Origin of the sequence: Luteimonas qiangzhengi (genome assembly GCF_039548515.1) — a bacterium.
GTDB lineage: Bacteria > Pseudomonadota > Gammaproteobacteria > Xanthomonadales > Xanthomonadaceae > Luteimonas.
The window spans coordinates 150357-172740 of sequence record NZ_JBCLVE010000011.1; the positions used below are offsets into that span (position 1 = coordinate 150357).

Sequence of the window (22384 nt, forward strand, 5' to 3'; positions counted from 1 at the left end):
ATGTCCTCTGCCCCCGCCGACGCCGCGCCCGACGCCCACGTATTTTCATCGCTGCGGCCGTTGGATGGTGCGCGCAGCCGCAGGATTGCAAAGGCCTTTGCGCCCCGACACCTGCTCGGCAACCGGCACGACTACTTCTACTCCCTGATCAAGCTGCGCAGCGATCCGCTGTACCCGGGCGTGCTGGCGGCACTGCGCGGCACCAAGGCGCCGGTCCTTGACCTGGGCTGCGGGCTGGGCCTGCTGTCGCATGCATTGCGTCAGGATGGCCAGTCCATCCCCTACCGCGGGGTGGATATCGATGCAGACAAGATCACCCGCGGGGCCCGGGTGGCCGCCGACTGCGGCCTGCGCGATGTGCGCCTGGAAGTCATGGATGTCGGCGCGGAGACCCCGAAGCACTGCGGCAGCGTGACCATCCTGGACGTGCTGCAGTTTCTGGATCCGCAGGCACAGCGGGCCCTGCTGACCAAGGCGGCTGCCATGATCGCGCCGCGCGGACGGCTGGTGATCCGCACCGGACTGCTCGATGAGAGCAGCCGCAGCCGCACCAGCCGGATGAGCGACCGGTTCGCCAACCTGGTGGGCTGGATGCAGGAGCGCCCGCGCAACCACCCGACCATGGATGGCCTACGCGAAATACTGGAAGGGGCCGGCTTGAAGGTGTCGGCCGCTCCCCTGTACGGCAGCACGCCGTTCAACAACTGGCTGCTGGTGGCCACGCCCGCCTCTCCCGGCCGCTGCACGACGCTACCGGACGGCTGAACCGGCGGTAGCGCCCGGCCGTTGCGCCTGGGCACCTGCCATCCCGTCCAGATCTTCAGGCAGCACGCTGGACCAGCCTTCAGCGCGCAGCCGCTCCAGCACCTTGGCCACCGTTTCAACGCTCCGCCCGTGCGGCGCGCCTTCGTGCAGCAGCACGATCGCCCCCGGCGCCAGATCCCGACCGATATCCGCGGCCACCTTGTCCGGATCAGCGCGCACCGCATCGAAGCCGCGCGCAGTCCACGCCACCCGCGCCAGACCATTGCCCCGCAGCGGCGAGGCCACGAACGGATTGGTCATGCCCACCACCGAGCGGTACCAGCGCGGTGGCGCGCCCGCGAGCTGCGCCAGGGTCCGCTGCGCCTGGTCGATTTCCGCGGCCATCCGCTTTGGCCCCAGCGCCCAGAACCAGGCCTGCGGATGGGTATGGCTGTGATTACCGATGCCGTGTCCACGGCGCACGATTTCGGCCACCAGCTCCGGCCGCCGGGCCGCGCGCTCGCCCACCAGGAAAAAGGTGGCGCGGGCCCCGTGCTGGTCCAGTAGATCAAGCAGCGCCGGGGTGTCGTCGGAGGGCCCGTCGTCGATGGTCAGCCATACGGCACGCTCACTGATCGGCAAGCGTGCGAGTACCGGCGCATACAGCCGCGCGCGGGGCATCAGCACGGCAACCACGAACGGCATATGGCTGAGCAGCAGCAGCGGCAGGCCGATGCGCCAGCCCAGCGCCCACCACGCCAGCGCCACCAGCAGCTGCGACGGCAGGAACAGCGCCAGCCAGGCGTGCGGCCAGCGCGGCACGCGATGCAGTGTTCCCCGCTCGTCCATGCGCGAATCATGCCACGGGCGTAAAATGGCCGGTCCCCCGCCGGAGAGTTTTCTGCCATGAGCCTTGATCCCAGCCTGCGCACGCGCATCGACACCCTGCTTCAGGACAACAAGGTCGTGTTGTTCATGAAGGGCCGCCCGGAAATGCCGCAGTGTGGATTTTCGGCCAAGGCCGCCGGCATCCTGCAGGGGCTGGAAGTGGAATTCGCCCACGTGGACGTGCTCAGCGATCCCGGGATCCGCGAAGGCATCAAGGCCTACGGCAACTGGCCGACCATCCCGCAGCTCTACATCGGCGGCGAGCTGGTGGGCGGCAGCGACATCATCGAAGAGATGTCCGCCAGCGGAGAGCTGAACGAGGCCCTGGGCCTGCCGCCGGTGGACCGCACCCCGCCGCAGAACGTGACCGTGACCCCGGCCGCGGCCGACATGCTGCGCAATGCGCTGGGCGAAGCCGGTCCCGACATGGCCCTGGCGCTGAGCATCGACGCCCGCTTCCGTCCGAAGTTCGAGGTGGCCAAATCCAGCCCCAACGCGATTGCAGTGGAAGCCGGCGGCCTGCGGATCCAGTTCGATCCGGCCAGCGCGCGCCGCGCCGACGGCATCACCATCGACTGGGTGGACGACATGCGCGGCAAGGGCCTGGCGATCGACAACCCGAACGCGCCCAAGCCGATGCGCCAGATCTCCCCGGCCGATGCCGACGCCAAGGTGCGCGCCGGCGAGCTGACCCTGGTGGACGTACGCGGCGCTGCCGAGCGCGCCCACGCGTCGGTCAACGTGCCGCACGAAACGCTGGACGGCGAGACCCGCGCAAAGCTGGAAGCGCTGCCCAAGGACACGGCGCTGGCGTTCCTGTGCCACACCGGCGGCAGCAGCCAGCAGGCCGTGGCCCACTTCACCGCGCTGGGCTTCACCAACATCCACAACGTGGAAGGCGGCATCGAAGCCTGGGCCACCAGCGTCGACACCTCGATCGCCCGCTACTGAGGTCCATCCGGACCACGGCGCGCTCCTACGAGGGTCCCGCTGCGCGAGACCCCTCCGCTCAGAAGCCGCCGCCGGCCTCCAGCCAAGTGTGTTCTTCCGCGGTGCTGATGCGGCCCAAAGCGCGATTGCGATGCGGGAAGCGACCGAACTGCTCGATCACTTCCAGGTGCCGGACCGCGTAATCCAGGTAGGTCCCGTCGCCCAGGCTGCGGAACAGGGACACCGAGCGCCGCTGGTCGGCCATGGTCTCCGAATGCTCAAAGGGCAGGTACATGAAGGCCCGCAGGGCCGGATTCACCTGCACGTCCAGGCCCGCGTCCACCGCCCGGTTGGCGTAGTGCAGGGCCAGGCCGTCGGTAGCGAAGGCGTGGCCGCTGTCGCGGAACACGTTGCGTGGAATCTGGTCGAGCAGGATCAACAGCGCCAGCGCGCCCTCGGCATCATCCATCCAGTGCTCATACTCGCGCCTGGCCGCGGCAAGATGGGCGGTGAGGAAGCGCGATTCGCACTCGCGATCAAACTCGTCCCCGCCGCGGAACCACTTCTGCATCCCGGCCTCGCGCCAGAACCCCACCACTTCGCTCGCCGTCGTCATTGCACCGCTCCCTTGGAAAACATTGCCCCGCGCTCAGCGCGCGGGATGGTGCGCCCATTCCGTGGTGCTGCCGTCTTCAGCCACCAGTTCGACGGTAAATGCCTGGCTGCGGCCATCGGGCACCTCCATGCCGGGCGAGCCCAGCGGCATGCCGGGCAGGACCAGCCCGCGGGCACGCGGGCGCTCGTCCAGCAGCCGGCGGATGTCCTCGATCGGCACGTGGCCTTCAATGAGATAGCCGCCGATGCTCGCGGTATGGCACGAGCCCTTGCCATAGGGCACGCCCAGCTCCTGCTTGATCGGCCCCATGTCGTTCACATCCACGGTTTCCACCGGGATCCCGGCCGCGCTGACGTGGTCGATCCAGACCACGCAGCAACCGCAGGACGGCGTCTTGTAGACGGTCATGGTGGGCCAGCCGGTTGTCGGCGCATCGGCGTCTGCGGGCGTCGTGGTCGTGGTCGTGGTCGTGGTCGTGGTCGTGGTCGCGGGCGCGGGCGCGCCCGTGGCTGTCGCTGCTGCGACTACGGGGTCGGAGGTCGCCGCCACGGGCTCCGGTTCGGCGCATGCGGCCAGGACAAGTGCCGCGGCAGCCGCTGGGATCAGGATCCAGCCTTTCAGATGTTTCATAGGGTTCATCCGCTTGCTCCAGTGCTTTTGCAATTCAGAACCGCAGGTGGCGCACGGATCTGCCGTTGCGCCGGATCAGGCGCAGCGCCTCGATCCCGACCTGGATGTGGTTCTCCACGTAGTCCGCGCTGACCACCGCGTCGCTGGCCTCGGTCTTCACCCCTTCCGGAATCATCGGCTGGTCGGACACCAGCAGCAGCGCGCCGCTCGGGATCCGGTTGGCGAAACCGGCGGCGAAGATGGTGGCCGTTTCCATGTCGATCGCCATGCAGCGCAGCCGCCGCAGGTAATCCTTGAACGCCTCGTCGTGCTCCCACACCCGGCGATTGGTGGTGTAGACGGTGCCGGTCCAGTAGTCGTGGTCAAGGTCGCGGATCATGGTCGAGACCGCACGCTGCAGGGCGAATGCCGGCAGCGCGGGCACTTCGGCGGGCAGGTAGTCGTTGCTGGTGCCCTCGCCACGGATCGCCGCGATCGGCAGCACCAGGTCGCCCAGCTGGTTCTTCTTTTTCAGCCCGCCGCACTTGCCCAGAAACAGCACCGCCTTGGGCGCGATGGCCGAGAGCAGGTCCATCAGCGTGGCCGCGTTGGGGCTGCCCATGCCAAAGTTGATCATGGTGATGCCATCGGCGGTGGCGCTGGGCATCGGCCGGTCGCGGCCCACTACCGTGGCGCCGGTGAGGCGGCTGAAGTGGTCCAGGTAGCCGCCGAAGTTGGTCAGCAGGATGTGCTGGCCGAATTCGGCCAGCGGCACGCCGGTGTAACGCGGCAGCCAGTTTTCAACAATCTGTTCTTTTTCTTTCATCCGGCCATTCTGCCATGGCATGACTTCAGTCACGTTGGCAGGCCGCAGGCCCCGGGCTAGTTTGCAGGGCTGGATGATCATCACTGGGGAACCACCATGTTGCGACCACTGACCGCCGCGCTCGCCGCGGTGCTGTTTGCCCTGCCCGCTGCGGCCGGGGCCAATGAGGGAGCCAAGGTTCCCCGCTTTGCCGAAGACCCGTACACCAGCACCTATGTGCCGGTCGCGGCTGCGCCGGTGCTGATCCAGGGCACCACCGTGCTGACGGGCAACGGCGAGCGACTGGAAGGTGCCGATGTGCTGATGGAAGGCGGCCGTATCACCGCGGTAGGCCAGGGCCTGGAAGCGCCCGCCGGCGCCGTGCTGGTGGATGGCGCCGGCAAGTGGGTGACCCCGGGCCTGATCGACGTGCACTCACATCTGGGCGTCTACCCCAGCCCCGGCGTGCGCGCGCACAGCGACGGCAACGAGATGACCGGCGCGGTCACCGCGCACGTGTGGGCCGAGCACTCGGTGTGGCCGCAGGATCCCGGCTTTGGCGCGGCGCTGGCCGGCGGCGTGACCTCGCTGCAGATCCTGCCCGGCTCGGCCAACCTGGTCGGCGGGCGCGGGGTGACGCTGAAGAACGTGGCCTCCACCACGGTGCAGGAAATGAAGTTCCCCGGCGCTCCGCACGGGCTGAAGATGGCCTGCGGTGAAAACCCCAAGCGGGTCTACGGTCAGCGCGGCGGCCCGGCCACGCGCATGGGCAACATGGCCGGCTACCGCGCCGCCTTCATCGACGCGGCCGAATACCTGCGCAAGCACGATGACTCCGGCGACTCGTCATCCAGCCGCCGCGGGCGTGATTCCTCCAACGGCAGCGGCCCGGGCAAGCGCGACCTCAAGCTGGACACCCTGGCCGGCGCCATCAACGGCGACGTGCTGGTGCACATCCACTGCTACCGCGCCGACGAGATCGCCCAGATGATGGACCTGGCCGAGGAATTCAACTTCCAGGTCGCCGCCTTCCACCACGGCGTGGAGGGTTACAAGCTGGCCGATGAACTGGCCCAGGCCAACACCTGCGCCGCCCTGTGGGCCGACTGGTGGGGCTTCAAGATGGAAGCGCTGGACGGCATCCAGGAGAACATCGCCCTGGTCGACCGCCCGGAAGGCAGCTGCGCGATCGTGCATTCCGATTCGGCCGAGGGCATCCAGCGCCTCAACCAGGAGGCTGCCAAGGTGATCGCCAGCGCCAGCCGCGCGGGCATGGACATTGCCCCCGAACGCGCCATCCGCTGGCTGACCGCCAACCCCGCCCGCTCGATGGGCATCGCCGACCAGGTCGGCACCCTGGAGGCCGGCAAGATGGCCGACGTGGTGCTGTGGAACGGCAACCCGTTCAGCTCCTACGCGCTGGCCGAGAACGTGTGGATCGACGGTGCCCTGCTCTACGACCGCGCCAATCCCGCGCTGCAGCCGGTGACCGATTTCAGCCTTGGCTTCGGCGTTGAAGGAGGTGCCCGATGAGCCGCCGCAGTTTCCGTATCCATGCGCTGGCGACCGCCGCGTTGGCACTGGGTCTGGCCGCGCCCGCGCTTGCCCAGGACCTGCTGATCCGCAACGCCACCGTGCACACCGCCACCGAGCGCGGCACGCTGCAGAACACCGACGTGATGGTGCGCGGCGGGCGCATTGTCGGCATCGGCAGCGGTCTGGCCGCCGACGGCGTGCGCAGCGTCGATGCGCAGGGCAAGCCGCTGACCCCGGCACTGTTTGGCGGCATCACCGGCATGGGCGTGGAAGAGGTCTCGGGCGAAGACAGCGCGCGCGACAATTCGCTGGCCCTGGGCGATGGCGCCAAGGACATGGTGGTGCGGCCGGAGTTCGATGTGACCCTGGCCTACAACCCGGACTCGATGCTGATTCCGGTCGCCACGTACGAGGGCATCGGCTTCACCCTGGTCAGTCCCGGCACCTCCGCCGGTGGCTCGATCATTGGTGGACAGGGCGCGGTGTTCCGCCTGGATGGAGATCCGGACCCCACCGGGCCGAAGGTGTTGGCCCTGCGTCTTGGTGCAGGCGCCTCCAGCCTGTCCGGCAGCTCGCGGGCCGGCCAGTGGATGCTGCTTGATCAGCTGATCGATGAAGCCCGCGGCCGCATTCCGGCCGACTCGCACGCCGCCCTGCTGACTCCGGCCGGGCGCACCACGCTGGCCCGGTTCCTGGACGGCAACGGACGGATCGTGGTGGGCGTGGACCGGGCGGCTGATATCCGTCAGCTGCTGCGCTGGGCTGGCCGCCATGGCGTCAGCATTGCCATCAGCGGCGGCGCCGAGGCGTGGCGTCTGGCCCCGCAGCTGGCCGCGGCCAACGTGCCGGTGTTCGTCGACCCGCTGGACAACCTGCCCTCGGGCTTCGATCAGATCGCAGCCACGCTGGAGAACGCGGCGCGCCTGCGGTCGGCCGGGGTCAAAGTGGGCTTCACCCAGTCGGGCGATGCCTCGCACAACGCGCGCAAGGTGCGCCAGCTGGCCGGCAATGCGGTGGCCCACGGCCTGTCCTGGGATGACGGCCTGGCGGGCCTGACCCGGGTGCCTGCCGAAGCCTTCGGCGTGGCTGACCAGATCGGCACGATCGAGGTGGGCAAGCGCGCCGACCTCGCCCTGTGGACCGGCGACCCGCTGGACGTGGCCCACACCGCCGAGAAGGTGTGGTTCAACGGTGCACCGATCCAGATGCGTTCGCGCCAGACCGAGCTGCGCGACCGCTACATGCACCGTCCCGCACCGCGCGCCGAGGGCGGCCTGCCCAGGGCTTACCAACAGCGCTGATCCGGCACCAGCCAAGCCCTTGCGGCCAGCCGAAACCTGCCAGCCCGGCCTTGATTGCAATCAAGGCCGGGCTTCTTTTTTGTGCCGATGATCAGGTCTGCACAGGCAGAAGGAGGAAGTGACATGCATCCGGTACTGGTTGAACTGTTGGCCCGTCCCGTCGGCTGGCTGACCATCGGGGGAATGCTGATCATGATCGGACTGACGGCAGGCGTGCCGCTGTTCATCCGTCATCGCGAAAAGCTCGAAGCCGCCGAAGCAGCGCGCAACAGCAAGTCCTGATCCGTCGCAACGCCGCGGCAACGCAGGAGCGGGCAAACTGGGGGTCGTTTATCAACCAGAGGATTGCCCATGGCCGTCTACGACATCCGGATTCCCGACACCTCTCGCCTGGACCAGGCGGGACAGTTCGCGCTTGATTCCCGCGGCCCGGACGGCATTGCCGCCGAGCTGCAGGACGCCCTGCGCGGGACCGCCCTGTTTGAACGCTGGCGCCAGACTCAGGACGAGCCGGACGAAGTGGACCCGGCCCTGGGGGCGGTGGATGCGCAGACCACGGTGACGGGTCGCCAGCGCAACCTTGGGGTCGACCTGGTGGTGACCACCACCATTCCCGGTGATCTGCTGCGCCATCGCCTCGGCCTGCTGGCCGGCAAGGCGTGGGAACTGCGCGACGTACGCTGACGGCGCGCATTGATGACCCTTTCTTCCCGGCAGGTGCTGCTGTCATGGAGCGGCGGCAAGGACGCGGCGTGGACCCTGCATCTGCTGAAGCAGGACCCAGCGGTACGCGTCGTCGGCCTGCTCACCACGTTCACCGAAGGCCATGAGCGGGCCTCGATGCAGGGCGTGCGCCGCGATGTGATCCGCGCCCAGGCCGATGCCGCGGGCCTGCCGCTGATTGAATCGATGATCCCGCAGGACTGCGACAACGCCCGCTACGAAGCGGCGTTTGCCGACGGCCTGGCACAGGCCGCCGCCCGCTGGCCCGGGCTGTCCACGATGGCCTACGGCGACCTGCTGCTGGCCGACGTGCGCGACTGGCGCCAGGCCCTGTGCGCGCGACTGGGCTGGGATGCGCTGTTTCCGCTGTTCGGCATGGACACCACGCGGGTGGCCGGCGACATGATTGCCGCTGGCATGCGTACTCACCTGTGCTGCGTGGACACCACGCTGCTGGATGCCGGCTTTGCCGGCCGGCTGTTCGACGCGGCGCTGCTGGACGCACTGCCCGAGGGCGTCGACCCCTGCGGTGAAAACGGCGAGTTCCACACCTGCGTCAGCGCCGGACCGATGTTTGCCAGTCCGCTGCCGCTGCAGCGCGGCGACACCGTCCTGCGCGACAGCCGCTTCGCCTACACCGACTTCACTCTCACGGAACCGGCCCCGCCCCTGTAGGAGCGCGTCATACGCGCGAAACCGCGTGACGCCTGGCGGTCTGCGTGGCTTCGGCCGGGACATCGGTACCGAAGCCACGCGCCGCAATCAATGTCACGCGGTTTCGCGCGCATGGCGCGCTCCTACAAAAAATGGCCGGGCGCGAGCGCCTGACCCTCAGCCTCAGGCCTTCAGGGCCTTGGCGTGGTGGTCGATGTGATCGCCGATGAAGCTGGAAATGAAGTAGTAGCTGTGGTCATAGCCCGGCTGCATGCGCAGCTCCAGCGGATGACCCGCGGCCTCGGCCGCTTCGCGCAGCAGCTGCGGCTTGAGCTGACCTTCGAGGAATTCGTCGGCATCGCCCTGGTCGATCAGCAGCGGCAGCTTCTCCGCCGCCCCCCGCTTCACCAGCTCCACCGTGTCGTACTGCCTCCACGCCTCGCGGTCGTCGCCGAGATACGCGCCGAATGCCTTCTCGCCCCACGGCACCTGGGTCGGCGCCACGATCGGCGAGAACGCCGACACGCTGCGGTAGCGGCCGGGGTTCTTCAGCGCGATCATCAGCGCGCCGTGACCGCCCATCGAGTGCCCGCTGATGGCGCGCACGTCGCTGGCCGCGGAGTCGGCTTCCACCCACGCCGGCAGCTCGTCGACGATGTAGTCGTACATGCGGTAGTGCTTCGCCCACGGATCGCGGGTGGCGTTGACGTAGAAGCCGGCGCCCTGACCCAGGTCGTAGGCCTCGTCGTTGGGCACGTCGTCGCCGCGCGGACTGGTGTCCGGCGCTACGATGATGATCCCGTGCTCGGCGGCGTAGCGCTGCGCGCCGGCCTTGGTGATGAAGTTCTGCTCGTTGCAGGTCAGGCCCGAGAGCCAGTACAGCACCGGCAGCTTTTTGCCCTGCCCTGCCTGCGGCGGCAGGTACACGCCCACGGTCACTTCGCTGCCGAGCACGTCGGAGCGGTGGCGATACACATCCTGCCAACCGCCGAAACAGGCGCGGTGTTCAATTCGTTCGGTCTTACTCATGGATTCCTCCTCTTGTCGGAACGCGCGCCGGTAAGCCCGCGTCCCGCCGTCAGTAGGAGCGCGCCATGCGCGCGAAACCGCGTGACATCCAGCGTCGCGATGTGGCATCGGCCGGGGCGATCCGGCCGAAGCCCCTCCGTGCGGATCATCGTCACGCGGCTTCGCGCGTATGACGCGCTCCTACAAGGGTTCGAGATGACGTCCCCGCTGCTCAGTAACGGATGACGGTGCGGATGGACTCGCCCTTCTCCATCAGTTCGAAGGCTTCGTTGATGCGCTCCAGCGGCAGGGTGTGGGTGACGAAGGGTTCGAGCTTGATGTCACCCTTCATCGCGTCCTCGACCATGCCCGGGAGCTGGGTGCGGCCCTTCACGCCGCCAAAAGCGGTGCCCAGCCATTTGCGCCCGGTCACCAGCTGGAACGGACGGGTGCTGATTTCCTTGCCCGCCCCCGCCACGCCGATGATCACGCTCTGGCCCCAGCCGCGGTGCGCGCATTCCAGCGCCGCGCGCATCACTTCCACGTTGCCGATGCACTCGAAGCTGTGGTCAACGCCCCACTCGGTCATCTCCACGATCACCTGTTGGATCGGCTTGTCGTGGTCCTTGGGGTTCACGCACTCGGTGGCGCCCATCTGCTTCGCCAGCTCGAACTTCGAAGGGTTGGTGTCGATGGCGATGATGCGCCCGGCCTTGGCCTGCATCGCACCCTGGATCACCGCCAGGCCGATCGCGCCCAGGCCGAACACGGCAACGCTGTCACCTTCCTGCACCTTCGCCGTGTTGTGCACGGCGCCGATGCCGGTGGTCACGCCACAGCCCAGCAGGCAGGTGTGCTCCGGGTTGGCCTCCGGGTTGACCTTGGCCAGAGAAACTTCGGCCACCACGGTGTGCTCGGCGAAGGTGGAGCAGCCCATGTAGTGGTACACCGGCTTGCCCTTGTAGCTGAAGCGGGTGGTGCCATCGGGCATCACGCCCTTGCCCTGGGTGGCGCGCACGGAGACGCACAGGTTGGTCTTGCCGGACTTGCAGAACAGGCACTCGCCGCACTCGGCGGTGTACAGCGGGATCACATGATCGCCGGGCTTGACGCTGGTCACGCCCTCGCCCACTTCCACCACGATGCCCGCGCCCTCGTGGCCGAGCACCGCCGGGAACACGCCCTCCGGATCCTCGCCCGACAGGGTAAAGGCGTCGGTGTGGCACAGCGCGGTGTGGGTGATCTTCACCAGCACCTCGCCCTTCTTCGGGCCCTCCAGGTCAAGCTCGACGATCTCAAGCGGCTTTCCGGCTTCGAAGGCAACGGCGGCACGTGTTTTCATGGCGATACTCCTGCAACGAACGATGTATGGGGAAGCGGCGCCCGGCGCCGCGGTGACGATCTACTTCAGATAGGAGCGGATCAGCCCGGTCATCTCGGTGACCCGCGCCTGGCGGTCGGCCGGGTCGCTGGCGGGCTGGCCGAACTGCTCGCGCAGATGCGATTCCAGCACCTCGCTCATCAGCCCGTTGACCGCGCCGCGGATGGCCGCGATCTGCTGCAGCACCGGCCCGCAGTCGGCACCCGCCTCCAGCGCGCGCTCCAGCCCGTCGCACTGCCCGCGGATGCGCCTGATACGCGCCAGGACCTTTTTTTTCTCTTCGGGCGAGTGCGGCATGGCAGCTGTGGAAACTATAGTGGGGGATAGTATATCGGCCCGCGTCGGCCCCGGCCAACGGACAAGCCGGTCGACCCTTGTCCATACTGGATGCATGACGCTTGGACACCCTGTGAAATTCCTGCATACCGCCGACTGGCAGCTCGGCAAAACCTTCGGTTTCGAAGCCAACGACGATGGCCGCGACCCGGCCGGCGCCCTCGCCCAGGCGCGGTTTGACGCCGTGGCCCGGATCGCCCGCCTTGCGGTGGAACACGACGTTGCCGCAGTGCTGGTGGCCGGCGACGTGTTCGAGAAGCCCGGCCTGTCGGATGACTCGCTGCGCCGCGCCTTCCACGCGATGTCCGGCTTTACCGGGTCGTGGGTACTGCTGCCCGGCAACCATGACGCGGCGCTGGCCGAGAGCGTGTGGACGCGCTCCCGGCGCCTGGGCATCGTGCCGGCCAACGTGGTGCTGGCACTGGAGCCCGGAGTGACCGAGCTGGCGGATGCCGGCCTGGCCATCCTCGCCGCGCCCCTGACCCAGCGCCACGTGCACGATGACCTGACTGCGGCCTTCGACGGATGGGACACCCCGCCCGGCCTGCTGCGCATCGGCCTGGCGCACGGCAGCGTTGCCGGCATCCTGCCCGAGCAGGCCGACTCGCCCAATCCGATCACACCGGACCGCGCCGCGCGGGCCCGGCTCGATTACCTCGCACTAGGCGACTGGCACGGCACCAGGCAGGTCGATGCGCGCACCTGGTACAGCGGCACACCCGAGCAGGACCGCTTCAAGGACAACGATCCGGGCAACGTGCTGCTGGTGAAAATCGACGCGCCCGGCGAGGCGCCCGACGTCACCCCGCTGCGGGTAGGTCGCTTCCGTTGGCAGGAGCGCAACCTGCGCGTGGACGGAGCGGCTGACGTGGAACGGTTGGCGGAGGAGCTGCGGAACCTGGGCGACAGCGACGTGGTGCGTCTGACCGTCGAGGGCATGGCTGATTTCACCACCGCCGGGCAGCTTCGCCTGGCGATCGATGACGCGCGGGCCCGGGCCCACGTGCTGGAAGCCGACCTGACCGGCCTGCGCCTGGATCCCACCGAGGCCGACCTTGCCGCCATGCACGTCGATGGCGCGCTGGCGGACGTGGTGGCGGAGCTGCGCTCACTGCAGGAAGACCCCGCGCAGGCGGACGTGGCGCGCGAGGCCCTGCGCCAGCTGTTCGACGTGCTGCAGCGCACGGAAGGAGCGACGGCATGAAGCTGCAGCGCCTGCGACTTGAGCAGTTCCGAAAGTTCACCGTACCGATTGAAATCGCCGATCTGGAAGATGGCCTGAACGTCTTCCATGGTCCCAACGAAGCGGGCAAGAGCACCCTCGCCCACGCCCTGCGCACACTGTTTTTCGAGAAGCACAAAACCCGCGGCGACTTTGCCGCCACCATCGTGCCGGCCGGGTCGGACGGCGCCGCACCCAGCCTGGAGGCCGACTTCCGCCTGGGCTCCGAGCAGTGCAGCGTGCACAAGAGCTTCGTACACAAGCCGCGCGCCCGACTGGTCATTGCCGACCGCAGCTGGGACGGCGACGACGCCGATGAAGAGCTGGCCCGACGCCTGGGGTTTGACCTGACCGGCAAGGGTGCCAGCCGTGCCGAAACCCGCGGCATCCCCGGCCTGCTGTGGATCGAACAGGGCGACAGCCACAGCCTGGCCACGCCGCTGCAGCATGCCCGCAGCACTCTGCAGGAGCGCCTGCAGGACATCATCGGCGACATCGCCAGCAGCGCCGGCGGGCGCGTGGCGGCGGCGGTGGAAAAAGAATTGCGCACCCTGCTGACCCGCACCGGCCGGCCCACCGGCGTACTGGCCGAAGCCACCAGCCAGCTTGAAGCCGCCCGCGATCAGCAGGCGCAGCTGCAGGAGCGGGCCGACGGCTATGCCGCCCTGATCGACCAGCTGGCCAGGGACAGCGACCAGTTCAACCAGCTGCAAAGCAGCAAGCCGTGGGAGGAGATCCAGGCCAGCAAGAAAGCCGCCGAAGAGCAGCTCGCCCGCCTGCAGCCTCAGACCCGTGAACTGGAAGACAGAACCCGCGAGCTGCATGAAGTCCGCCAGCGCATCGAGGACACCGCGGCCCAGCGCCAGGCCCGGGCGGACCGGCTGGACGAACTGCGTCGGCAGCGCGCCGAACTGGAGCAGGGCGAAGCCGCCATCGAAGGATTGGCCGCGCAACAGGCCCAGGCCCGGTCACGGCACGATGCGTCGCAGGACGTGCGCAAGCGCGCCCTGGCCGCGCTGCGCGTCGCCGAACAGGAAGCCGACCGCGCCCGCCTTGCCACCGACGCCCAGCGCTTTGCCACACAGCAGGAACAGGCCACCCGGGTGCTCGCACAGGTCGCCACCGAAGCCGAGGCCATCGCCGCTCTGCGCACACGCGCTGCCGCAACCGCCATCGACGACAGCCTGCTTGAAGGTCTGCACACGGTCGAAGCCGCGCTGCACGAAAGCCGCATCCGCCGCGAGGCCGTCGCCACCCGCATCCGCTGGCGCCTGCACCCGGGACAGACCGTGCAGGCCACCGGCCGGGACGATCTGGACGGCAAAGGGCAGCTGCTGGTCGGCGGCCCGCTGACCCTGGGAATCGACGGCGTCGGCGAGATCGACATTGTCCCCGGCGGCCAGGACGTCCAGCGCCTGGCTCAGCAAGCCGACACCCTGGAAGCCGAGCGTCAGCGCCTGCTCGGCCAGCTTGGCGTCGCCAGCCTGGCGGAGGCGGACGAGCGCCGCGAAGCCCACGCACGCGTGCTCAACGACATCCGCGAGCGCGAACGTACCCGCGACGTGGCTCTCGGCGGCCAGAACGAAGACCACTGGCGCACCGCCCTGGCCGAGGCGAAGGGACAGGCCGAAGAGACCGGCCGCCGCTTGGCGACGCTGACCGTTGCCGACGCGGACACGGATGCGGAAGCAGTGCCACTGGAGGAAGCCCGGCGCCAGCTAGAGGATGCCGAGCGCGAGGCGCAGGCCGCAGACAGCCAGCTGCAGGCGTGCGGGCAGGCGGTCACCTCCGCGCAGCTGCAGCTGGGGCGGCTGCAGGCCGGGATCGAGGCCGCCAGCCGCACGCTGGAAAGCCCTCAGGCCAGCGAGCTCGACGCACGCCAGCTCGCCCGACTGGAGAGCGATCGGGCCCAGGCGTCCCGGCTGGGCATTGAGATCGCGCGGCTGCAGGCCGCCCTGCAGGAACACAATCCCGAGCTGCTGCGCGCCGACATCGCCCGCTTCGAGCGCTCGCTCCAGGGCCTGGAACACGAGCGCAGCACCCTGCGCGACACCATCACCCGCACCCGTTCCAAAGTGGAAACGCTGGGCGTGGACGGCATCGACGAGAAGCTGGCCGCCGCCACCATCAGCGTTGAGCGTCTGCAGCGCCGCCATGCGCAATACCAGCTGCGCGCCGATGCCCTGCAGCTGCTGCACGAGCGGATCGAAGCCAGCCAGCGCGCGCTGGCCGAACGCCTCTATGCCCCGCTCAGGAAGCGGCTGGGTCACTACCTGGCAATCCTGTTTCCGGGTGTGGCGGCTGACGTTGAAATCGAGCAGCTGTCGCCGACCGGCCTGTCACGCGCCGGCAGCGCACTGGCGCTGGACGAACACAGCCACGGCACCCGCGAGCAGCTCGGCGTGTTGGCCCGCTTCGCCTATGCGGACCTGCTGCAGCAGGCGGGCCAGCCCACCCTGCTGGTGCTGGACGACGCGCTGGTGCACAGCGATGCAGACCGCCTCGGGCGGATGAAGCGTATCGTGGACGACGCGGCCAGCCGCCATCAGATCCTGCTGTTCACCTGCCATCCGGACGCTTGGCGCGACGCCGGCGCCAGCCGCTTTATCGACGTTGGCGCCTTGGGCTGATTGCGCCGCCCCACCCCCTCGCGCTTCACGGAGATCCAGTCATGACCATCAAAGCCTACGGCGCCCACGCCGGCGACCAGCCGCTGGTCCCCATCGACATCGCCCGCCGTGCCACCGGCGCGGAAGACGTGCGCATCGACATCGCCTACTGCGGCGTCTGCCACTCAGACCTGCACCAGGTGCGCGCGGAGTGGGCGGGCACCCTGTTTCCGTGCGTGCCGGGGCACGAGATCGTTGGTCGGGTGGCCGAGGTCGGCGCTTCGGTCACCGGCTTCAAGCCCGGCGACCTGGTGGGCGTGGGCTGCATCGTCGACAGCTGCCGCACCTGCGACGAATGCGGCGACGGCCTGGAGAACTACTGCGATCGCATGGTCGGCACCTACAACGGCCGCACCGATGATCTGCCGGGTCATACCCTGGGCGGCTACGCGCAGGCGATCGTGGTCGATCAGCGCTACGTGCTGCGCATCAGCCACCCCGAAGCCGACCTGGCCGCGGTCGCGCCGCTGCTGTGCGCCGGCATCACCACCTGGTCGCCGCTGCGCCACTGGAAGGTGGGCCCGGGCATGAAGGTGGGCGTCGTCGGCATTGGCGGGCTGGGCCACATGGGCATCAAGCTGGCCCACGCGCTGGGCGCACACGTGGTGGCGTTCACCACCTCGGAGGGCAAGCGCGAGGAGGCGCGCAAGCTGGGAGCGGACGAAACCGTGGTGTCGCGCAACGAAGACGAAATGGGCGCACACCGCAACAGCTTCGACTTCATCCTCAACACCGTCGCCGCACCGCATGACCTCGATGCCTACATCAGCCTGCTGCGGCGCGACGGCACCATGGCGCTGGTCGGCGCCCCGGCTACCCCGCACCCCTCGCCGCAGGTATTCAACCTGATCATGAAGCGCCGCAGCCTGGCCGGCTCGCTGATCGGCGGCATCCCGGAAACCCAGGAGATGCTGGACTTCTGCGCGAAGCACGGCATCACCGCCGACATTGAAATGATCCGCGCCGAGCAGATCAACGACGCCTACGAGCGCATGCTCAAAGGCGACGTGCGCTACCGCTTCGTGATCGACAACGCCAGCCTGTAAGCGCGGGAGCAAGCGCCGTGATCTACGCCCTGTTGGCAGTGGCCGCGCTGATGTTCGGCCTCTACAACGTGTTCATCAAACTCTCCGCCGATCACATCCAGGCGGTGCTCGGCGCGGTGGTGCTGCAGTTCGTGGCCGCGTTCATGGGGCTGGCGTGGCTGCTGTACCTGCAGGCCACGCAAGCGGGGAGCCTGCACTTCAACAGTCGCGGGCTGGCCCTGGCCGCCTTCGCCGGCGTGGCGATCGGGCTGGTCGAGATCCTCACCTTCTTCGTCTATGGCCGCGGCCTGCCGGTGGCGGTGGGCAACCCGCTGATCATCGGCGGCTCGCTGCTGGTGACCACCACGGCCGGGATCCTGCTGCTGCGCGAGTCGCTGAGTCCGGTGCAGCTGGCGGCGATCGGCCTGATCGGACTGGGCATCGCCGCGTTCGCGTGGGAGGCTGCGCGGCAGGGTTGAGCAGAATCAGCTCCGTGCCGACGCCTCTGTGCCCGCCTTCGTGTCAGTGAACAGCCGCTTGCGACGCCAGCCGCCCCAGCGGTAGTAGGCGGCAGAGAACAGGCTGCTCAGCAGGAAGCTGAGGCCAATACCCAGCGCAATGCCGTTCTCGCCGTATCGGTCGGCAAGCGCGTAGGCCAGCGGCACGCGCAGTATCCACAGCGAGATGATGTTGAGCGCCAGCACCTGGAACATGGCGCCGGAGCCACGCACCACGCCGTTGAAAATGAAGTTCAAACCGATGAACGGATAGAACAGGGCGATGGTGCGCAGGTAGGACACGCCGAACGCCACGCTGGCCTCGTCACGGACGAACAGCCGCACCAGCGGCTCGGCGGCGAGCATCAGCACCGCGGCGATCGCCGCCATGGTGGCCAGGTTGAAGATGACGCCGGCGCGGGTCGCCTGCCCGACCCGGTCCCAGCGGTTCGCGCCGATGTTCTGCGCGGCCATCGCATTGACCGCCATGCCCAGGGCGACGCCCGGCAGCAGCACGATGCTGTCCAGGCGCTGGGCGGCGCCGAACCCCGCCACCACGCCTTCGCCAAACGAGTTGACCAGCGACAGCAGCACCGTCAGCCCGGCGTAGATGACGATCATCTGGATGCCGGAAGGAATACCCAGTTCCAGCACCGCACGCACGTGCTCCAGCTTCGGCATCCGCGGTCGCGGCGCGTGCACGCCCGGCCAGTGCGCCAGATGGAACAGGCTGTAGACGAAGGCCGCCGCCTGCGCCAGCACCATCGCCCACGCCGCACCGGCCACGCCCAGGCCAAGCCCGACGATCGCCAACGGCACCATTGCAGCCGCAAGCACCGTGGCTAGCAGCACGAAATACAGCGGCGTACGACTGTCGCCAAAGCCGCGCAGCATGCTGCCAATGAAGTTGTAGCCCACCAGCGCCAGGGTGCCGGCCAGGTTGATCCGCAGGTACGCCCGGGCCGGTTCCATCACCGCTTCGGGCGTATTGAGCAGCACCAGCAGCCGCTCCGCATGGACGAACCCCGCCGCACCGACCAGCACCGACAGCCCACCAAGGATGATCACGAACGCGCCCAGCGCGGCGTTGATGCCGTCGCGGTCATTGGCGCCGCGCAGCTGGGCGAAGATGGTCAGGGTGGCGTTGTTCAGCCCCAGCACGAAAGCCAGCACCACCTGCAGCACCGTGGTGGCGATGGTCACCGCCGCAAACGCGTCGCTGCCGAGCAGGTTGCCCACCCACAGCCCGTTGACCAGCTGCATCGACGCCTGCAGCAGGTTGGCCGCCAGGATCGGCAGCGAGAACAGCATCAGCTTGCGCGGGATGGAACCCACGGTGAAGTCGGAGCGGGAAGCGGGCATTCGGCGCGCCGGCGCGGCCGCCTGGCAGCGGCGCCGGTCGGGAGGTGGGCGAACCACTGGAGATGGGCCCGATTGCGCGCCTTTTCAATCAGCCTCACGGAAGGCACCGCTAGACTGGAGCCCTCCACGCTGCTGCCTGTTTCGCCATGCACCTCCCCCTGCGCCTCCCCACTCGCCTGCCCACGTTCACCGCTGCCCTGTGCCTGGCACTGACCCTCACCGCCTGCGTCACCGCGCCCGATCCTGCCGACACCGGGCCAAGGATTGGCGAGCAGCGCGAAGCCACGCTGTTCTGGAGCCAGGCCGAGCGCGAAGCAGGGATGCGGAACATGCACCTGCTCTTCCCGAGCGACGTCGCCACTCATGGCGCACAAGTACGCCCACTGCCGGAAGGCGCGCCGCTGGTGCTGGACGCCGACGTGCTCAACACCGACAGGCTCGACAGCTACATGGACCAGCACCACATCGCCGGTCTGATGGTGCTGCAAGATGGCAAGGTCCGGCTGGAGCGCTACGGTCTGGAGTTCGGTCCGGAGCAGCACTGGGAGTCGTATTCGGTCGCCAAGTCGATCACCTCCACCCTGCTGGGCATCGCCCTTGAGCAGGGCTATCTGCACGACCTCGACGACCCGCTGACCAGCTACATTCCAGAACTGGCTGGCAGCGCCTATGAGGGCGTCACGGTGGCCCAGCTGCTCACTATGACCTCGGGCGTGCGCTGGAACGAGGACTACGCCGACCCGCAGTCCGACGTGGCCCGGATGTATCTCGGCGCCTGCGTGCCTGGCAAGTCACATGCGCTGTCGTACCTGCGCCAGCTGCCGCGCGAGCACGCGCCCGGCGCGCACTGGAGCTACAACACCGCCGAGACCGACCTGATCGGCCTGGTGGTCGAGCGCGCCACCGGCCAGCCGCTGGCGCACTACCTGTCCGACACGATCTGGAAGCCATACGGCATGGCCGCCGACGCCTATTGGATCCGCGACGAATGCGACGCCAGCAACACCGGCGGCAGCGGCCTCTCGGCGACCCTTGGCGACTACGCCCGGCTGGGCCAGTTCATGCTCGAAGGCGGGCGCATCAACGGCCAGCAGGTGATCGCCGAAGCCTGGATGCAGGGCGCGGTGCGCGGCCAGGACAGCGAAGGCGCGCCCGAGCGCGGCTACGGCTACCAGTGGTGGACCGATACCGACGGCAGCTATTTCGCGGTCGGCATCTTCGGCCAGATGCTCTACATCGATCCCGCCCGGAACCTGGTCATCGCCCAGCTGGCGGCCTGGCCGCAGGCCACCTCCAGCGAACTGGTGGCGGCGCGGCGCGCACTGGTTGAAGCGGTGAAGCAGTCGGTGGACGCCGAACGCTGAATCCCTGCGCCCGGCCGATCCACGCAGCCCAGCCGGCTCAGCGCAGCAGCAGCACCGGGATCCGGCAGGTGCGCAGCAGCGTCGTGGTAGTGCTGCCCACCAGCAGCCGGCGGATGCGCGAATGCCCGTAGGCACCCATCACCAGCAGATCCACCCCGCCCTGCTCCACCTCGCGGGTAATGACCTCGTCGGGGTCGCCGGGCAGGATCCGCCCGGTGGCCTGCAGCCCCGCTTGCGTCAGCCGCTCCAGCGCCCAGGCCTGGGCACTGCGATTGGCTTCGCTGTCCGCGCCCACCGTCACCACGTCGATTGCCAGCCCCGCGCACAGCGGGCTGTCGGCCACCATCTCCACGCCCTTGCGCGAGGTGGGGCTGTTGTCGAACGCGATCAGCACGCGCTGGATGTCGATGAAGCTGCGTGAAGCCACCAGCAGCGGCCGGTGCACCGCGCGCACCACGCGTTCAAGCTGGCTGCCCAGGTGGCCCTTGGCGAAGTCGGCGTGCTCGCCGCGCTTGCCAATCACGAACAGGCGCACGCGATCCTCCAGCCCGGTCAGCGTGTCGACCAGCGAGCCGTTGCGCAGGGTGGTGATCGCTTCCAGTCCATGCTCCTCGCGGGCCAGCGCATCCAGCTGACGCATCAGCAGGCGGCCACGCTGCTGGGCAAGACGGCTGCGCGTTTCGTCCATCTCGGCCAGCTCTTCCAGCAGCTTGCTCTTCACCCCGAGGTCGAGGCTGCCGCTGTGATCGAGCTTCGGCGCCGTCTCGGGATGCCGGTCCAGCACGTGCAGGTATTCCAGCGGCGCCGACAGGCGCTTGGCCGCCCAGGCGGCGTAGTGGCCGACGCTTTCGGTGTAGATGGAGCTGTCCACCGCTGCCAGCACGTGGCCGCCGGGGTGTGGATCCGTCTGTGCAGAATCGCTCATGTGCCGCTCCTCAATGATCCGCGCTCAATGACCCATCAGCCGCTCGGCATCCGGCTTGTCATGCACGCCCAGCTGGTCGACCAGGGTGGTGCTGGCCGCGTCCATGCCGATGATTTCCACCTGCGCGCCTTCGCGACGGAATTTCATCACCACCTTGTCCAACGCGCCGACCGCGCTCAGATCCCAGAACTGCGCGCCGCTGACGTCGATCACCACGCGCTCCAGGGTTTCCCGGAAATCAAAGCCCGACACGAAGCTGTCGGATGAGGCAAAGAACACCTGCCCGGTGACCGCGTAGCGTCGGCCCAGCCCATCCGTATCCGCCTCGGAATCGATATGCAGCACCTGGCCCACCTTGCGGGCGAAGAACAGCGCCGACAGCAGTACGCCGGTCAGCACGCCCTTGGCCAGGTCGCTGGTGAACACCGTCACCAGCACGGTGCCGATCATGACGATGCTGGAGCTGGGCGGATAGGTGCGCAGGTTGCGAATGGAGCTCCAGCTGAAGGTGCCGATCGACACCATGATCATCACCGCCACCAGCGCCGCCATCGGGATCCGCTCCACCCACGGCCCGGCGAACACCACCATCACCAGCAGCACCGCGCCGGCAACGAAGGTGGACAGGCGCCCGCGGCCGCCGGATTTCACGTTGATCACCGACTGGCCGATCATCGCGCAGCCGGCCATGCCGCCCATGAAGCCGGCGGCGATGTTGGCCACGCCCTGGCCGGCGCACTCGCGGTTCTTGTTGCTGGGGGTGTCGGTCAGGTCATCGACGATCTGCGCGGTCAGCAGCGATTCCAGCAGGCCCACCACCGCCAGCGTGGCCGACACCGGGAAGATGATCTTCAGCGTCTCCAGGTTCCACGGCACGTCCGGCAGCAGGAATACCGGCAGGCTGTCGGGCAACTCGCCCATGTCGCCCACGGTGCGGATATCCAGCCCCATCATCATTGCCACCGCGGTCAGCAGCACGATCGCCACCAGCGGCGAGGGCACGGCCCGGGTCAGGCGTGGGAGCAGGTAGATGATTGCCAAGCCGGCCGCGCACATCACGTAGACCGTCCACGGCACCCCGATCAGCTCGGGCAGCTGGGCCATGAAAATCAGGATCGCCAGCGCATTGACGAAGCCGGTGATCACCGAGCGCGAGACGAAGCGCATCAGCGCGCCGAGCTTCAGCGCCCCGGCGATGATCTGCAGCACGCCGGTCAGCAGCGTGGCCGCCAGCAGGTACTGCAGGCCGTGGTCCTTCACCAGCCCCACCATCACCAGCGCCATGGCGCCGGTGGCGGCCGAGATCATGCCCGGGCGTCCGCCGGTGAAAGCGATCACCACCGCGATGCAGAACGAGGCGTACAGGCCGACCTTGGGATCAACGCCGGCAATGATGGAAAACGCGATCGCCTCGGGGATCAGCGCCAACGCGACGACCAGGCCGGCGAGCACGTCGCCCCTGACGTTGCCGAACCATTCCTGGCCCAGGCGGGAAGCGGGTTTCACTGTGGGGTTTCCTCAGGCCCGTGCGGCGTGGCCGGGCGGTGGCAGCAGCGCCACGCAAGGGAAGCGGACGCAATTCGGCCCCGCGAAACGCCGGGCCGGGACGACACATTCATGCCACGCATTCTAGCAGAGCAGATTTATCCACCCCGGCGCCGATGTAGGAGCGGGGGGGGGGGGGGGGGGGGGGGGGGGGGGGGGGGGGGGGGGGGGGGGGGGGGGGGGGGGGGGGGGGGGGGGGGGGGGGGGGGGGGGGGGGGGGGGGGGGGGGGGGGGGGGGGGGGGG

21 protein-coding genes and 1 pseudogene are annotated in these 22384 nt (G+C 68.6%); 12 read left to right on the plus strand and 10 right to left on the minus strand.

The genetic code is table 11. The features are described 5' to 3' along the window. The gene (locus WCE59_RS10290) at positions 1 to 765 is read left to right on the plus strand and encodes a methyltransferase domain-containing protein (RefSeq protein WP_449284142.1); all 765 of its coding nucleotides are present in this window, start codon (positions 1 to 3) and stop codon (positions 763 to 765) included. A gap of 75 nt (positions 766 to 840) precedes the next feature. Here WCE59_RS10290 and WCE59_RS10295 read toward each other — a convergent pair. Then, positions 841 to 1593 (minus strand): annotated as a pseudogene (locus tag WCE59_RS10295) (polysaccharide deacetylase family protein); the annotation flags it as partial. Between the two features lie 57 nt (positions 1594 to 1650). On the opposite strand from WCE59_RS10295, the gene grxD reads away from it, so the two are divergent. Further along, on the plus strand, positions 1651 to 2583 hold the full coding sequence (grxD, locus tag WCE59_RS10300) for a Grx4 family monothiol glutaredoxin (protein WP_343258678.1): 933 nt from the start codon (positions 1651 to 1653) through the stop codon (positions 2581 to 2583). Positions 2584 to 2641: 58 nt separating this feature from the next. On the opposite strand, the gene WCE59_RS10305 is transcribed toward grxD, so the two are convergent. From WCE59_RS10305 to WCE59_RS10315, 3 genes are read right to left on the minus strand one after another with little or no spacing between them, the layout of a single operon-like run. Beyond that, a complete protein-coding gene (locus WCE59_RS10305; RefSeq protein WP_343258679.1) occupies positions 2642 to 3178 on the minus strand; it encodes a DUF924 family protein in 537 nt (178 codons plus the stop codon). Positions 3179 to 3211: 33 nt separating this feature from the next. Then, entirely contained in the window at positions 3212 to 3808 is a 597-nt protein-coding gene (locus tag WCE59_RS10310) for a DUF411 domain-containing protein (protein ID WP_343258680.1), read from the minus strand. 34 nt (positions 3809 to 3842) lie between these two features. Then, positions 3843 to 4613, minus strand: coding sequence for an AMP nucleosidase (locus tag WCE59_RS10315; protein ID WP_343258681.1), 771 nt, complete (start codon positions 4611 to 4613; stop codon positions 3843 to 3845). Positions 4614 to 4709: 96 nt separating this feature from the next. On the opposite strand from WCE59_RS10315, the gene WCE59_RS10320 reads away from it, so the two are divergent. The 5 genes from WCE59_RS10320 (at position 4710) to WCE59_RS10340 (ending at position 8827) form a co-directional block, all read left to right on the plus strand. Then, complete coding sequence (locus WCE59_RS10320) at positions 4710 to 6125, plus strand: amidohydrolase (RefSeq protein ID WP_343258682.1); 1416 nt, start codon at positions 4710 to 4712, stop codon at positions 6123 to 6125. Continuing rightward, a complete protein-coding gene (locus WCE59_RS10325; protein WP_343258683.1) occupies positions 6122 to 7429 on the plus strand; it encodes an amidohydrolase family protein in 1308 nt (435 codons plus the stop codon). The genes WCE59_RS10320 and WCE59_RS10325 overlap by 4 nt, the downstream gene beginning before the upstream one ends. 123 nt (positions 7430 to 7552) lie before the next feature. After that, positions 7553 to 7711, plus strand: coding sequence for a hypothetical protein (locus WCE59_RS10330; RefSeq protein ID WP_343258684.1), 159 nt, complete (start codon positions 7553 to 7555; stop codon positions 7709 to 7711). 69 nt (positions 7712 to 7780) lie between these two features. After that, positions 7781 to 8113 carry a hypothetical protein gene (locus tag WCE59_RS10335; protein WP_343258685.1) on the plus strand — a complete coding sequence of 111 codons (333 nt, stop codon included), beginning with the start codon at positions 7781 to 7783 and terminating at the stop codon, positions 8111 to 8113. A gap of 12 nt (positions 8114 to 8125) precedes the next feature. Then, the gene (locus WCE59_RS10340; protein ID WP_343258686.1) at positions 8126 to 8827 is read left to right on the plus strand and encodes a Dph6-related ATP pyrophosphatase; all 702 of its coding nucleotides are present in this window, start codon (positions 8126 to 8128) and stop codon (positions 8825 to 8827) included. Positions 8828 to 8989: 162 nt separating this feature from the next. On the opposite strand, the gene fghA is transcribed toward WCE59_RS10340, so the two are convergent. The 3 genes from fghA to frmR form a co-directional block, all read right to left on the minus strand. Continuing rightward, positions 8990 to 9835 carry an S-formylglutathione hydrolase gene (gene fghA, locus WCE59_RS10345; protein ID WP_343258687.1) on the minus strand — a complete coding sequence of 282 codons (846 nt, stop codon included), beginning with the start codon at positions 9833 to 9835 and terminating at the stop codon, positions 8990 to 8992. A 211-nt stretch (positions 9836 to 10046) separates the two neighbouring features. Further along, complete coding sequence (locus WCE59_RS10350) at positions 10047 to 11156, minus strand: S-(hydroxymethyl)glutathione dehydrogenase/class III alcohol dehydrogenase (RefSeq protein ID WP_343258688.1); 1110 nt, start codon at positions 11154 to 11156, stop codon at positions 10047 to 10049. A gap of 60 nt (positions 11157 to 11216) precedes the next feature. Then, on the minus strand, positions 11217 to 11492 hold the full coding sequence (gene frmR / locus WCE59_RS10355; protein ID WP_343258689.1) for a formaldehyde-responsive transcriptional repressor FrmR: 276 nt from the start codon (positions 11490 to 11492) through the stop codon (positions 11217 to 11219). Between the two features lie 94 nt (positions 11493 to 11586). On the opposite strand from frmR, the gene WCE59_RS10360 reads away from it, so the two are divergent. The 4 genes from WCE59_RS10360 to WCE59_RS10375 are packed head-to-tail and all read left to right on the plus strand — an operon-like array spanning position 11587 to position 16926. After that, positions 11587 to 12735: a metallophosphoesterase family protein gene (locus WCE59_RS10360; RefSeq protein WP_343258690.1), complete on the plus strand. Its 1149-nt coding sequence runs from the start codon at positions 11587 to 11589 to the stop codon at positions 12733 to 12735. Further along, positions 12732 to 15383, plus strand: a complete 2652-nt coding sequence (locus tag WCE59_RS10365) for an AAA family ATPase (protein ID WP_343258691.1) — start codon at positions 12732 to 12734, stop codon at positions 15381 to 15383. The genes WCE59_RS10360 and WCE59_RS10365 overlap by 4 nt, the downstream gene beginning before the upstream one ends. Before the next feature lie 41 nt (positions 15384 to 15424). Continuing rightward, positions 15425 to 16468, plus strand: a complete 1044-nt coding sequence (locus WCE59_RS10370) for an NAD(P)-dependent alcohol dehydrogenase (RefSeq protein WP_343258692.1) — start codon at positions 15425 to 15427, stop codon at positions 16466 to 16468. Between the two features lie 17 nt (positions 16469 to 16485). Next, positions 16486 to 16926 carry a hypothetical protein gene (locus WCE59_RS10375; protein ID WP_343258693.1) on the plus strand — a complete coding sequence of 147 codons (441 nt, stop codon included), beginning with the start codon at positions 16486 to 16488 and terminating at the stop codon, positions 16924 to 16926. Positions 16927 to 16932: 6 nt separating this feature from the next. Here WCE59_RS10375 and WCE59_RS10380 read toward each other — a convergent pair whose 3' ends face one another. Further along, positions 16933 to 18306 (minus strand): MATE family efflux transporter, encoded by a 1374-nt coding sequence (locus tag WCE59_RS10380; protein WP_343258694.1) that lies wholly within the window; start codon positions 18304 to 18306, stop codon positions 16933 to 16935. 146 nt (positions 18307 to 18452) lie between these two features. Between WCE59_RS10380 and WCE59_RS10385 the strand changes: the two genes are divergently transcribed. Continuing rightward, positions 18453 to 19670: a serine hydrolase domain-containing protein gene (locus tag WCE59_RS10385; RefSeq protein ID WP_343258695.1), complete on the plus strand. Its 1218-nt coding sequence runs from the start codon at positions 18453 to 18455 to the stop codon at positions 19668 to 19670. Positions 19671 to 19707: 37 nt separating this feature from the next. Here WCE59_RS10385 and WCE59_RS10390 read toward each other — a convergent pair whose 3' ends face one another. Both WCE59_RS10390 and WCE59_RS10395 read right to left on the minus strand, forming a co-directional pair. Then, entirely contained in the window at positions 19708 to 20595 is an 888-nt protein-coding gene (locus WCE59_RS10390; RefSeq protein ID WP_343258696.1) for a universal stress protein, read from the minus strand. Between the two features lie 24 nt (positions 20596 to 20619). Then, a complete protein-coding gene (locus WCE59_RS10395) occupies positions 20620 to 22083 on the minus strand; it encodes a SulP family inorganic anion transporter (protein WP_449284145.1) in 1464 nt (487 codons plus the stop codon). Positions 22084 to 22384: the final 301 nt, after the last annotated feature.

Coding starts and splice junctions, on each gene's coding strand:
- WCE59_RS10340 (WP_343258686.1), top strand. CDS start 8,126: ATGACCCTTTCTTCCCGGCAGGTGCTGCTGTCATGGAGCGGCGGCAAG.
- WCE59_RS10335 (WP_343258685.1), top strand. CDS start 7,781: ATGGCCGTCTACGACATCCGGATTCCCGACACCTCTCGCCTGGACCAG.
- WCE59_RS10370 (WP_343258692.1), top strand. CDS start 15,425: ATGACCATCAAAGCCTACGGCGCCCACGCCGGCGACCAGCCGCTGGTC.
- fghA (WP_343258687.1), bottom strand. CDS start 9,835: ATGAGTAAGACCGAACGAATTGAACACCGCGCCTGTTTCGGCGGTTGG.
- WCE59_RS10320 (WP_343258682.1), top strand. CDS start 4,710: ATGTTGCGACCACTGACCGCCGCGCTCGCCGCGGTGCTGTTTGCCCTG.
- WCE59_RS10360 (WP_343258690.1), top strand. CDS start 11,587: ATGACGCTTGGACACCCTGTGAAATTCCTGCATACCGCCGACTGGCAG.
- WCE59_RS10315 (WP_343258681.1), bottom strand. CDS start 4,613: ATGAAAGAAAAAGAACAGATTGTTGAAAACTGGCTGCCGCGTTACACC.
- grxD (WP_343258678.1), top strand. CDS start 1,651: ATGAGCCTTGATCCCAGCCTGCGCACGCGCATCGACACCCTGCTTCAG.
- WCE59_RS10330 (WP_343258684.1), top strand. CDS start 7,553: ATGCATCCGGTACTGGTTGAACTGTTGGCCCGTCCCGTCGGCTGGCTG.
- WCE59_RS10385 (WP_343258695.1), top strand. CDS start 18,453: ATGCACCTCCCCCTGCGCCTCCCCACTCGCCTGCCCACGTTCACCGCT.
- WCE59_RS10380 (WP_343258694.1), bottom strand. CDS start 18,306: ATGCCCGCTTCCCGCTCCGACTTCACCGTGGGTTCCATCCCGCGCAAG.
- WCE59_RS10310 (WP_343258680.1), bottom strand. CDS start 3,808: ATGAAACATCTGAAAGGCTGGATCCTGATCCCAGCGGCTGCCGCGGCA.
- WCE59_RS10365 (WP_343258691.1), top strand. CDS start 12,732: ATGAAGCTGCAGCGCCTGCGACTTGAGCAGTTCCGAAAGTTCACCGTA.
- frmR (WP_343258689.1), bottom strand. CDS start 11,492: ATGCCGCACTCGCCCGAAGAGAAAAAAAAGGTCCTGGCGCGTATCAGG.
- WCE59_RS10290 (WP_449284142.1), top strand. CDS start 1: ATGTCCTCTGCCCCCGCCGACGCCGCGCCCGACGCCCACGTATTTTCA.
- WCE59_RS10350 (WP_343258688.1), bottom strand. CDS start 11,156: ATGAAAACACGTGCCGCCGTTGCCTTCGAAGCCGGAAAGCCGCTTGAG.
- WCE59_RS10390 (WP_343258696.1), bottom strand. CDS start 20,595: ATGAGCGATTCTGCACAGACGGATCCACACCCCGGCGGCCACGTGCTG.
- WCE59_RS10325 (WP_343258683.1), top strand. CDS start 6,122: ATGAGCCGCCGCAGTTTCCGTATCCATGCGCTGGCGACCGCCGCGTTG.
- WCE59_RS10305 (WP_343258679.1), bottom strand. CDS start 3,178: ATGACGACGGCGAGCGAAGTGGTGGGGTTCTGGCGCGAGGCCGGGATG.